Origin of the sequence: Flammeovirga sp. OC4, from assembly GCF_000812565.1 — a bacterium.
GTDB lineage: Bacteria > Bacteroidota > Bacteroidia > Cytophagales > Flammeovirgaceae > Flammeovirga.
Genome location: NZ_JTAM01000006.1, coordinates 70,420 through 82,940 on the forward strand (window position 1 = coordinate 70,420; position 12,521 = coordinate 82,940).

The following is a 12,521-nucleotide window of genomic DNA, read 5'->3' on the forward strand; positions in this document are numbered from 1 at the left end:
AACTTTTATATGTCCATTCTTGCTTTCCAAAAACCTGATAAGGTGGTAATGGAAAAGGCTGATGATTTTAAAGGTCTTTTCGAATTTAAACCACTAGAAAGAGGTTACGGTTTAACAATAGGTAACGCGCTTAGACGTATATTACTTTCATCACTTGAAGGGTATGCTATTGTAGGAATTAAGTTTCCAAATGTTCTTCATGAGTATTCTACAATCGATGGTGTTGTGGAGGACGTGACTGAGATTATCTTGAACTTGAAAAAAGTTCGATTTAAGGCTGTAAGTGAAAACCCTTCACAAAAAATCAGCGTAAATCTTAGTGGCAAAAGTGAATTTAAGGCTGGAGATATTGCTCAGTTTACTGAGGAGTACGAAATCTTAAATCCTGACTTTGTGATTTGTCATCTTGACGAAAGTGTAAATTTACAAGTTGAGTTTACTATTCACAACGGAAGAGGTTACCTATCTGCAGACGACCAAACAGAAAGCGAAGCTGACGATATTATAGGTTTTATTCCAATTGACGCTATTTTTACGCCAATCAAAAATGTTCAGTACAGAGTAGAAGATCTGAGAGTTGATGACCGTACTGACTTTGAAAAATTAGTGATTGAAGTAGAATCTGATGGTTCAATTCATCCTGAAGAAGCGTTAAAAGGAGCTGCCAATATCCTGATTCAACATTTCATGTTGTTCTCAGACAAAAACATGATTATGGACGATCCTACAGATGGAAGTGCAGTAGAAATTGATGACGAATACTTAAGAATGCGTAAGCTACTTAAAACGTCATTGTCTGACCTTGAATTATCTGTACGTGCATATAACTGTTTGAAGGCTGCTGATGTGAAAACATTAGGTGATTTAGCCTCTTTAGAAATTTCTGATATGATGAAGTTTAGAAACTTTGGTAAGAAATCTCTTACTGAGTTAGAAACTTTAATGTCTGACAGAAATTTATCATTCGGAATGGATGTATCTAAGTACCGTTTGGACGAAGATTAATCTTTTCTGATAGGAAATTGTTCCCTGGACACGGCAATTTCTGAAATCACCGGTAAAAATTAAGCTACGGCTTAGTTGATACTTACAAGTCCAAAAAATTATTTTTAAAATTTGATAGAGTTCCTAATACGGCTTTATCATTCATTAAGGTGAAAAATGAGACACGGTAAAAAATTCAACCACTTAGGTAGACAAAAGAAGCACAGAGAGCTAATGTTAGCGAACATGGCTTGTTCATTAATCGAGCACAAGCGTGTATTTACTACTGTTGCTAAAGCGAAAGCTCTTCGTACTTACATCGAGCCATTAGTAACTAAGTCTAAAAACGATACAATGCACTCTCGTCGTGTAGTATTCTCTTACTTAAGAGACAAAGAAGCTACTACTGAGCTTTACACTACAGTTCGTGATGCTGTTATCAACCGTCCAGGTGGTTATACTCGTATCATCAAAACAGGTCGTCGTTTAGGTGACGGTGCTGAGATGGCAATGATCGAGTTTGTAGACTTCAACGATATCTATAACGTGAAAGAGACGAAAACAAAAACTCGTCGTTCTAGAAAGAAATCAGCAGCTCCAGCAGAGCCAACTGCAGAAGCTGAAAACAATAACGAATCAGCAGAGTAATCTGATGAGGGTTTATTAATATAAATAGGGAAATAGTTCTTGTAACTATTTCCCTTTTTTTTAGGCCTAAGTATTTTGACATCACCGCCCAAACAATTGAATTAACATTAAAAAATGTTATTCAAAAGGCTATAACTGAAAAATGTTAACATACTTAAAAATAAACAATTCGTTTATTCCTATTTTTTTTTAAATTTGCACAATCTAAGTTCAATAAGACTGTAATAATCAATGGAGAAGAAGACTGCGATACTAATGCTACAAGATGGCACAACCTATACAGGAACTGCTATCGGTGCAATTGGTACCACTACTGGAGAAATTTGTTTCAATACAAGTATGACTGGCTACCAAGAGATCTATACAGATCCATCATACTACGGACAAATTATTGTAAATACTGTTTCTCATATTGGAAACTATGGAACAGTTCACAATGAGAATGAATCCTCTAAACCTCAAATTAATGGTCTTGTTGTAAAAAGCTTTTCAAGTGTTTTTTCAAGAAATACAGCTGAAGGATCTTTGCAAGATTACCTAGAAACTGCCAATTTAGTGGGTATTGCTGATATCGACACTAGAGAGCTTGTGAAGCATATCCGTACACAAGGAGCAATGAATGCGATCATTACTTCAGAAATTGAGGATTTAAAAGAGATCAAGAAACGTTTGGAAGAAACACCAAATATGGATGGTCTTGAATTATCTTCAGAGGTATGTACAAAAGAGCCTTATTTTGTTGGTGATCCTCATGCAGCAGTAAAGGTTGCAGTTTTGGATCTAGGTGTTAAAAAGTCAATCTTAACAAACTTCACTGAAAGAGGTATGTTATGTAAGGTATTCCCATCAAACACTACTTATGAACAAATGAAGCAGTGGAAGCCTGATGGATACTTCTTGTCAAATGGACCTGGTGATCCAGGAGCAATGGATTATGCGGTAGAAACTGCTAAAGCTATTTTAGAGGCAGATAAGCCTTTATTCGGAATTTGCTTAGGTCATCAAATTATTTCAAGAGCTATGGGCCTTGAAACTTATAAGATGCACCACGGTCACAGAGGAGCAAACCATCCAGTGAAAAACTTGGTTTCAGGTAGATCTGAAATTACTTCACAAAATCATGGTTTTGCAGTAAAAATGGAAAGCATTGATAGCAGTGATGTAGTTGAGTTAACTCACACTAACTTAAACGATGAAACTGTAGAAGGAATTAAAGTAAATGGAAAAAAGGCATTCTCGGTACAATATCACCCAGAAGCATCTCCAGGACCTAATGATTCAAGATATCTTTTCACAAGATTCTTAGAACTTATTCAAGGGAATTAATTCTACATAGAATATAAATTTAAAAGTCCAATTAGTAATTCTAATTGGACTTTTTTAATTTGTAAAAAAACAATTATTGTATACTTTTTGTGTTAATATGCGTTTATAAATATGACTTTTAGTTTGATACTTAAAACGTTATATCATTATTCTATCTGATCACGACCACCTATTTTGATCAATCAAATACTTTATAACTAATGACTTTTTCCTCTTTTATTAGATATATATATACTTCATTTCTAATCATCACTTTAACTAATGGAGTTTCTACTACTTTATTTGCTCAAAATGGCCCATTAAGTTCAGGGCAAATTTTTAAGTTAAAAGTAGAGAAAAATGGTGTCTACAAAATTGATAAAACCTTACTTGATGAATTAGGTGTATCAACCTCAGGTTTGAATACGAATACTATTGCTGTTTTTGGTTTTGGAAATGGAATGCTGCCTCAGGAAAACGCAGCGGAAAGACCGAGTTCATTGACTGAGGTACCACTTTTATTTGTTGGTAGTAATGCTAACTCTTTTCAGGAAGGTGACCTTTTATTGTTCTATGCAGAAGGACCAGACAAGGTTTATTATAATTCAGATGAAGAATTTATTGATTATGAGTTAAACTTATATGATGTTTCTAACTACTATTTTTTAAGAATAGGACCATCAAGGTCAAAGAATATTGATATTGAAAATGCCTCAATCCAAAAGCCTGATGTATTAAATTCTTTGATACAGGTATATCATCATGAATTAGAAGAATCAACTGCTTTAAGTGACCCTTCTGGAAGATATTGGTTTGGCGAAAACCTTACAAGTACTACTTCAACATCCGTGAATCTTCAGGTTAACCCTTCATCAAATGCTCTAAAGTTAAAAGCTGGAGTGATGGCAAAGTCAAGAGAGGAAAGCACTTTTTCATTTAGAGTAGGTGGAAGTGACGCAGGAACGATTGCAGTAGAGGGTACTAGATATTTTAATAGTGACCGATATAGGAGACAAGGTTTTATGGAAAATCAATTTTTCATCGAGAGAAGTATCAACTTATCTTCTAACTCTATAACAGTTGATGTAAGTTTTAGTAAACCTCAAAGTGATTCGGAAGGTTATATCGATTATCTGACCTTTAATGCAAAAAGCCCAATTTCGAAGGATAAAGAAAACCTTATTTATTATGGTATTTTTAATGAAAGTAGCGATGGTGCAGAATTATTCACATCATTAAACTTTGATTATGCTTGGGATATAACAAATCCTTCAGATGTGAAAGCTATCACAAAACAATCTAATAAATACTCATTAGCAAAGAGTGATGATTATTTTGCCTTTGTATTATTTGATAACAACGATATTATAAGACCATCTACTGTTGGTTCAATTCCAAATCAAGATTTAAGAAATAATTCCGTACCTGATTTATTATTGGTGACTCATTCAACGTATTCAAGTTATGCTAATAAGTTAGCTACACATAGATCATCCTATAGTGGTATGGATGTGGAAGTTGTTGATATTAATTCGATTTACAATGAATTTTCATCTGGTAGACAAGATGTATCAGCAGTAAGAGACTTTGCTCGACACCTTTATCTTAAAAGCAATAACCTTAAATATATTTTACTTTTTGGGCAATGTTCTTATGATTATAAAGGGATCAAAAGCGAAGGTAAAAGTCAAGTACCTATCTACGAATCAAGAGATGTTTTAATGAGAACGAAAACTTTCTCTTCAGACGATTACTTTGGATTTATGGATGAAGATGAAGGTTTTTGGGGTGAGGATATTGATGGTAGAGTAGATAACTACGATATGGAAATTGGGGTCGGTAGATTACCAGCCCGAAATACTGATGATGCTGAATTTCTAGTCAATAAGATCATTCATTATGATACTTTGAAGGTGAATTCTACTGGCTGGAAAAAAAATATCTTATTTGTTGCTGATGATGGCGATAGAAATCAACATCAAATAGATGCCAACAGGTTAGCTGTTTATGTAGAGGAAAGCTGTCCAGATTTTGTTTCAGAACGTTTGTTCATCGATAACCAACCTAAATTGTCAACACCTTCAGGTGCAAGATCTCCTGAAACTAATGAAAAATTATCTTCATGGATTGACGATGCGGGTGTTTTGATCGTAAACTATAGTGGTCATGGTTCGATTTCCCATTGGGCAGAAGAATCAATTTTTACTCCAGAGATGGTATCGAATTTAAGAAATGATCAACAGCTGCCATTATTTTTTACAGCCACATGTGAGTTCGGTCGATACGACAATCCTACATTTAAATCAGGTGCTGAAAGGTTACTCTTCAAAGAGACTGGAGGTAGTACAGCACTAATGACAACGACTAGACCAGTGTATGCTTCAAGTAACTTTACAATCAACAGAGCCTTTTATGAATCAGTTTTTGAAAGAGATGAAAAGGGAAGTTATCGAACACTAGGAGATATTTTTAGAGAAACAAAAAATAACAGTTTAGAAGGAGTAAACAATAGGAATTTTGCATTATTAGGAGACCCTTCATCAAAGTTGAATATTCCCGAAAGAAAAGCTTCGATTGTATCAATCAATGATAAAGACCTAGCAGATCTTGAACCTCTGGGAGCTTTAGATAAGGTGAAATTACAAGGAGAAATTGTTACGGATGGTTCAATAGATCAATCATTTAATGGAGATGTCTTTGTGACCTTATTTGAAAAATCGACAGAATCAGAGACTAGAGGAAATAATGGTCCAGAGACTGTTTTTAATTACTTTGAACGAAAATATCAGTTGTTTAGAGGCGTTACTGATGTAGAAAATGGTGAATTTGAGATTGAATTTGTGATTCCAAAAGATATCCGATACGCTTTTGATATGGCAAAATTTAATTTACATGCAGTCAGTACTGTAAATGAAGAAGCATTAGGTAGTGACCTGTCAGTAATGCTTGGTGGAACATCCAATACACCTATCAATGATACTACTCCTCCAGAAATAGAAATGTCGATCTATTCAGAAAATAATTCTAATGTAGTTTATCCTGATACATATATTACAACGCAAATCTCGGATGATTATGGTGTGAATATTTCAGGAATTGGAGTAGGTCATGATGTGAAAATGATTTTGAATCAAGAAGATACAACCTGGATTCTCAATGAGTTTTTAGTACCTGTTAAAGGAGATAAACCAACATATTCTTTAGTTTTTCCTTTGAAAAACCTACCGGAAGGTGAAAATACGCTAACGATTGAAGCTTGGGATGTTGCTAATAATAGGAGTGAACAAACGATTTCATTTTATGTAAGCCCTGTTTCACAAATCAACCTTTCTAATTTTATATTATTTCCAAACCCTGCAGAAAATGATGTCAATATCCAATTTACACATAATCTATTAGGGCAGGATTTGGAGATTCAGTCAAATATCATATCAATGAATGGCAATACAGTTGCATCCAATGATTTCAGTATTGATAATGCCGAATCAGACATTTTATTAACCTATCAAGGATTAAAATCAAACTATAACCTAATAAGTGGAGTTTATGTAGTACAATTGATTATTAATTGTCCTGCATTAGGAATAAAAACCTACCAAACTGCTAGGATTATGTTGAAATAAACCTTGATTTCATATTTTTTAATAAATCTTTAGTATCTTTAAGGGTTGTTAAAATTGAATGCCTATAGTCTAACTTTTACACTTTCACACACCTTAGCGTGACTAAGGGAATTTTTTATTAAGACTTTTTGATAAGTACATTGGATAATTATGAACAACAATAAATTAAAACCCCTATTCATCTTACTGATTATTTGTGGCAGTTTTGGTTCTATTTATGGACAAGGTAATAATGGTTCACAATCTATAATTGTAGGGCAAGAAGGTACTAGTAATCCTATCATTACGGCTGTACCATTTTTAACAATCGCACCTGAAGCAAGAGGTGCAGCAATGGGTGATATGGGTGTGGCAACCTCATCAGATGTGAACTCAGCACATTGGAACCCTTCTAAATATGCATTTATTGAAAATGACTATGGTGCATCTTTATCTTACAATCCTTGGTTACAGAAGATTGTAGGCGATATGTCTTTAAGTTACCTAGCAGGTTTCTTAAGACTCAATGATCGACAAACAGTAGGTTTGAGTATGAGATACTTCGACCTTGGTAGTATTGATTTTACAGATGGATTAGGAAGTGTTACAAGGACTTTCAATCCTAGAGAATATTCATTTGACGGGCATTTTGCAATGAAGCTTTCTAATAGATACAGTATGGCTGTTTCGGGAAGGTACATTTATTCAAATCTAGCAGGTTCAATTTCAACAGGAGCTCAAGATAGTAGACCAGGGCATGCTTTTGCGGCAGACATTTCGGGTTATTGGGTGAATCCTGATGTACAGTTGGGGTCATATGATGCTACATTTGCTTGGGGTTGGAACCTTTCGAATATCGGTACAAAAATGAACTATTCGAATGAGTCACAAGAAGATTTCTTACCGACGAATCTACGTTTAGGAGCAACATTAACTACAGAATTGGACCCTTACAATAAGATTACATTTGGTATTGATGTAAATAAATTATTAGTTCCGACACCAGATTCTACTTATGATTATAAATCAGTAGGTGTATTAGAAGGAATGTGGTCAGGTCTGACAAAGGCTCCAGGTGGTTTTTCTGAAAAAATGAAGGAATTTATGTGGAGTGTTGGTGCTGAATACTGGTATAATGATTTATTTGCTGCAAGAGTAGGTTACTTTTATGAGCACCCTGATAAAGGTGATAGACAGTACATGCAAATGGGCTTGGGTATTAGATATCAAGTGGTGAGCTTAGATTTCTCTTATTTATTGTCATTCAAACGTAATAACCCATTAGAAGATACCTTAAGGTTTACTCTAGCGTTTAACTTTGGAGAATCTAAAACAGGTAACCAGAAATCGAGAAGTAAAAAGAGCAGCGGAAGTAGTACAAATACTTTAGATGCAGATGATATTTAATAGATAATTATGAATTCATAATATAGTCTGTTAACTTAAAGTGAGGTAATTTCAAGAAAATTATCTCACTTTTTTTATTTCATTAAAGATAAGTTATGAACGTATTAGATAGGTCAACACCTCCAAAATCCTATTCAATTAAAGATTTTTCATTACCAAAACCTGCTGAATATACGTTAGATAATTCATGTAAGGTATTTAGTATCCCTAATAGTGCACAACCTATCATACATTTTTCACTTTATATAAAAGGTGGAAAACTACTTGAAAAAGAAAAAGGTGCAGCTGCTCTCACCGCAAAAATGATTGGGGAAGGAGTTGAAGGAATGGATAGTAAGGCATTACATCAAAAGTTAGAATCATATGGTGCTATACTAAGTACTTCGAGTGATATAGACTCTTTTACAATTAGTGGACATTGCTTAAAGAGGTACTTTTCAGATGTAATACAACTTGTGAAAAAGTATTTGACAGTGTCAACCTTTGCGGCAAAAGACTTTGCTCATATCCTTCAAGTGATGCTTCAACAACAGCAACTTAATGAGGAAAAAACATCTTATTTGTCAACTAAATTATTTAGAGAAAATTTTTACGGGGATCAGCATCCCTATGGTAAATCTTTATCTTCAGAAGCGTTAAAGAATTTTCAGTTGGAAGAGGTCAATCGTTATTATGTTGACAATATATTAGGTAATCCTTTTCAACTCTTTATTACTGGAGATGTAACAGATGATGAAATTCAGGACATTAATAAAAACCTTGGCTCTATAGCTGTTAGAGAAGATGCAGTCTTTACCTACCCAGATTTTGTAAGTAAAATTAGTTCTCCTCAACTGAAGATATATCAGGAAAAAGAAGATGCTGTACAGACAAGTATAAGAATTGGTTGTCCAACTTTTACTTTGCCAAATCCTGACTTAGAAGCATTTACTATTCTAAATGAGGTTTTGGGAGGGTATTTTGGCTCTAGATTAATGAAGAATGTACGTGAAGAAAAAGGTTTAACCTATGGAATTCATTCCTCTTTTAGAAATGAAACGAACCAAGGTTACTTTCTGATAGCGACGGATCTTAAAAAGGAGTCAAAGGATTTAGCACTTCAAGAGATCTATAAAGAAATGCAGATTTTAACAGAAGAAGATATTTCAGAAGAAGAATTGGATACTGTAAAGAATTATATGACAGGGAATTTTGTAATGTCTATAAATTCTAATTTATCCCTTTTAGAAGTGACAAAATCATTGTATAAAAAAGGATTACCTTTTAATTATTATGATGATTATGTGAGCAGAATTCAGCAGATAGAGTCGCAGACATTGAAAAGAGTCGCTAAAAAATACCTCAAACAAGATATGTTGGAAGTTTGCGTAGGATAGAAATAGGTAGTGTAGTAAGCCTTCTTTGGCTTACTACATTCCCATTGTTGAAAGTGAAGCTTGTATGATTTCTTTTAATAAGTAAAAGATAAAAGTATAGTTCTTTAATTGAGCTAGTATATCAAAAAAATTGGGTGCAAATTTAGTTTATAGAAAAAGTTGAAAGTTTGTTTTTGCACTTAGTTTTAAAAAATGTAGTAATGTTTGCTTTATAATCTATTAAAGTGGAACGAAAAAACTAATAATTGTTTTATTTCTTACTGAGTTATTTCGTTGATGCAATAGTATTAAAAACAATTTAAAAGCACAATGTTTGTTAACAAAATTCTTGATTTTTATTAAATTAATAATACTATTTGTTAAAATTATTATAAATACTATTGTTTTAGAGCCCAAAAATAATTTTCAGACCTTATTTCCCTTTTTTATTCAAATATCCAAAAAAGTTAATTTATCGATTAAATATTACATCTTATAGTGTATGTTTAAATTCCCAATAAATATTAATTAAATCATTCTTATTTTCAGTAACAGCGTATTCTTTAAATGTGTTTTTAACTTAATTTTCCCAAAAATATGGCATCATTCGACAATTTAGAAATGGCGACCCTTGTAGGAAGCTCACACAAAAATTTCTCTAAATTAGAAAACCAATATAAAATTGAACCGCAGTATCAGAGCAAATTCAACAAAGCAAAATTAATTGGAAATCTTTGTTACCCTGTAGAGGCTATCAATCAAAATTGGCTATACAAGAAGGTCGATAAAATTGAAACTGATAAAGATCCTGTATTTGTATTAGGGCATTGGAGAAGTGGAACAACTCACTTACATAACTTATTAAGTAAGGATCCTCAATTTGGTTTTGTGAATACGTTCCAAAGTGTGTTTCCTAACGCGTTAATGTTTGGAAGAAATATCTTCAGACCCATTATGAAAATGATGATGCCAAAAGAAAGACCTGCCGATGGTTTGAAGTTAGATCCAGCCTTTCCTCAAGAAGAAGAATTCGCTTTAGGTAATTTACATGATATGTCATATTATTACTTTTGGTACTTCCCTAAGGACACTATTAAAATCTTTGATAAGTTCTTGTTAGGAAAAGGCCTGTCAGAAGATGAAAAGCAGCATTGGAGAACAACATATGAACGTTTCGCTAAACTTGCTTTATGGCAAACTAAAGGTGAGCGTTTCTTGTCAAAAAATCCTCCTCATACTGCTAGAGTAGATGAGTTATTGAAGATATACCCTAATGCCAAGTTTATATATATCTACAGAAACCCGTATGAAGTGTATGGTTCTACTTTTAGGTTCTTCAAAGGGGTTTTACCTAGCCAACAGTTCCAATCGATTACAGATGAAGAACTAAGTGATAATATTTTGAAGGTATTTACTAAGATGTATGATAAGTATGAGCAAGATAAATTATCGATTCCTTCAGAGAATCTTGTGGAAATCAAGTATGAAGAATTTTCAAAAGATAACCTTGGATATCTAGATAATATCTACAAGCAATTGAACTTAGGGGATTTTAGTAAGGTAAAAGACACAATGCAAAACTATTTGGATAGTTTGGGGTCACATAAAAAGCATAATTATAGTTTCCCACAGGAAACTATTGATAAAGTAAACTCCAACTGGAGTTATGCTTTTGAAAAATGGAATTATGACATGCTTTAAACAGCATTGTTAATAGATCACATAAAAAATGGAGTAGATTCATCATCTACTCCATTTTTTTATTACTCATTCAGTATAAATTAATTATTCTCTTGAGCGTCTTGTTGTTCTTGAGGGGTGATCCAGCCTCCTCCTAAAGCCTTATATAATTGAATATAAGCCGTTAAAATATTACTTTGGACCTTTACAAGATTTAATTCTGCATCAAAGGCTTGTCTTTGTTGTTCAAGGTATTCCAAGTAACTGGTAACACCTCTATCATATCTTTGTTTAGATAGGTATTCTGCATTGACAGCGGCTCTTGTATGTTTTTCTCTTGCTATACGTTCCTCTTCATAGAATTGAATAGATGCCAATGCATCCTCTACTTCTCTAAAAGCTAGAATAGCACTTCGTTCGTATTCTTGAATAGAAGCTTCAAGCCTTGCTTTCTCAACTTCAACCTGTCTTTTATTTCTTCCCCATTGGAATAAAGGACCTGTTAAACCTGCACCAATGTTCCAACCTACAGCAGGTCCACTTGCTGCATCATTCAAAGCTTGAGAAGCAATACCTCCTACTCCGGTAATACTAATTGTTGGAAAACGATTGGCAATAGCAGCACCCACTTGAGCATTTTGAGCAACAATATCTTGCTCAGCTCTTAGTATGTCTGGTCTTCTCTTTAATAGGTCTGAAGGAATGCCTGCAGGAATCACTGGAGGCTTAATTTGATTTTCCAAAGCCAAGCCAGCAACATAACTTTTAGAACTAGTACCAATTAGTACAGATAGTAAGTTTTCAGATAATGCAATACCCCTTTTATAAATTGGAATACTACTTTCTGCAATTGCTTGCTGAATCTGAGCTTGATTAAGATCGAGTTCTGGAATAGTACCTTGTCTGTATCTAGCCTCCATAATGATCATTGAACTGTCTCTCGAAGCAAGCGTCTCTTGTGCTACCACTAAGCTAGCTCTATTTTCGAGTAACTGAACATAGGCTGCTGTTACTTCTGAAATTAAACTAATTTGAACAGCTCTCAGTCCGTATACTGTCCCTAAATAATTGGCATTTGCAGCTTCAGACAATCTTTTATTCTTTCCCCAAAGGTCTATTTCCCAATTGAGGCTTGCCCCTCCGAAATAATTTCCATTCGCTCCCTCAGGTAATATAAAACCACTGTAAGTTCCGTAGGAATAATTGGCATCATACCCAAGCTGCGGTCTTGTATTTACTTTTTGAATTCTGTAAAGTTTTTCGGCCTCAACAATTCTTTGCATCGCCACTTTTACATCTTGATTGTTTTCTAGAGCGACAGTAATCAAGCTGTCTAAAACTTGATCCTGAATCAATGTCCACCAACCGATAGTATCATTTTCTGTTGAAACAAGAGTATCAACTCCAAAACGATATTCAGAAGGCGAAGTGATATCTGGAGCCTCATAATTCTTTCCCATTTTACAGCTCCATAAGGAGAGTAAAATAATGCAACTGGCTAGGAGACGGTTTCGATTTGATATAATTAAGTTTTTCATGA

8 protein-coding genes are annotated in these 12,521 nt (G+C 33.9%); 7 read left to right on the top strand and 1 reads right to left on the bottom strand.

All coding sequences use genetic code 11. The features are described 5' to 3' along the window. Positions 1 to 9: 9 nt before the first annotated feature. The 7 genes from PL77_RS06705 to PL77_RS06735 all read left to right on the top strand — a co-directional run bounded on the left by PL77_RS06705 (position 10) and on the right by PL77_RS06735 (position 11,002). Positions 10 to 1,005: a DNA-directed RNA polymerase subunit alpha gene (locus tag PL77_RS06705; RefSeq protein WP_044203109.1), complete on the top strand. Its 996-nt coding sequence runs from the start codon at positions 10 to 12 to the stop codon at positions 1,003 to 1,005. 156 nt (positions 1,006 to 1,161) lie between these two features. Further along, positions 1,162 to 1,632, top strand: a complete 471-nt coding sequence (gene rplQ / locus PL77_RS06710; RefSeq protein ID WP_044203110.1) for a 50S ribosomal protein L17 — start codon at positions 1,162 to 1,164, stop codon at positions 1,630 to 1,632. Positions 1,633 to 1,863: 231 nt separating this feature from the next. Next, positions 1,864 to 2,958: a glutamine-hydrolyzing carbamoyl-phosphate synthase small subunit gene (carA, locus tag PL77_RS06715; protein WP_044203111.1), complete on the top strand. Its 1,095-nt coding sequence runs from the start codon at positions 1,864 to 1,866 to the stop codon at positions 2,956 to 2,958. Between the two features lie 200 nt (positions 2,959 to 3,158). Further along, positions 3,159 to 6,560 (top strand): type IX secretion system sortase PorU, encoded by a 3,402-nt coding sequence (porU, locus tag PL77_RS06720; protein WP_044203112.1) that lies wholly within the window; start codon positions 3,159 to 3,161, stop codon positions 6,558 to 6,560. 150 nt (positions 6,561 to 6,710) lie between these two features. Further along, on the top strand, positions 6,711 to 7,946 hold the full coding sequence (gene porV, locus PL77_RS06725; RefSeq protein ID WP_156152276.1) for a type IX secretion system outer membrane channel protein PorV: 1,236 nt from the start codon (positions 6,711 to 6,713) through the stop codon (positions 7,944 to 7,946). Positions 7,947 to 8,041: 95 nt separating this feature from the next. Beyond that, the gene (locus tag PL77_RS06730; protein WP_044203113.1) at positions 8,042 to 9,322 is read left to right on the top strand and encodes a pitrilysin family protein; all 1,281 of its coding nucleotides are present in this window, start codon (positions 8,042 to 8,044) and stop codon (positions 9,320 to 9,322) included. Between the two features lie 576 nt (positions 9,323 to 9,898). Further along, positions 9,899 to 11,002 carry a sulfotransferase gene (locus PL77_RS06735; protein WP_044203114.1) on the top strand — a complete coding sequence of 368 codons (1,104 nt, stop codon included), beginning with the start codon at positions 9,899 to 9,901 and terminating at the stop codon, positions 11,000 to 11,002. Positions 11,003 to 11,082: 80 nt separating this feature from the next. Here PL77_RS06735 and PL77_RS06740 read toward each other — a convergent pair whose 3' ends face one another. Further along, positions 11,083 to 12,519, bottom strand: coding sequence for an efflux transporter outer membrane subunit (locus PL77_RS06740; RefSeq protein WP_082026428.1), 1,437 nt, complete (start codon positions 12,517 to 12,519; stop codon positions 11,083 to 11,085). Positions 12,520 to 12,521 lie beyond the last annotated feature (2 nt).

What these genes read in the sequence shown, in the direction of transcription:
- PL77_RS06705 (WP_044203109.1), top strand. Translation starts at nt 10, where the DNA reads ATGTCCATTCTTGCTTTCCAAAAACCTGATAAGGTGGTAATGGAAAAG.
- rplQ (WP_044203110.1), top strand. Translation starts at nt 1,162, where the DNA reads ATGAGACACGGTAAAAAATTCAACCACTTAGGTAGACAAAAGAAGCAC.
- carA (WP_044203111.1), top strand. Translation starts at nt 1,864, where the DNA reads ATGGAGAAGAAGACTGCGATACTAATGCTACAAGATGGCACAACCTAT.
- porU (WP_044203112.1), top strand. Translation starts at nt 3,159, where the DNA reads ATGACTTTTTCCTCTTTTATTAGATATATATATACTTCATTTCTAATC.
- porV (WP_156152276.1), top strand. Translation starts at nt 6,711, where the DNA reads ATGAACAACAATAAATTAAAACCCCTATTCATCTTACTGATTATTTGT.
- PL77_RS06730 (WP_044203113.1), top strand. Translation starts at nt 8,042, where the DNA reads ATGAACGTATTAGATAGGTCAACACCTCCAAAATCCTATTCAATTAAA.
- PL77_RS06735 (WP_044203114.1), top strand. Translation starts at nt 9,899, where the DNA reads ATGGCATCATTCGACAATTTAGAAATGGCGACCCTTGTAGGAAGCTCA.
- PL77_RS06740 (WP_082026428.1), bottom strand. Translation starts at nt 12,519, where the DNA reads ATGAAAAACTTAATTATATCAAATCGAAACCGTCTCCTAGCCAGTTGC.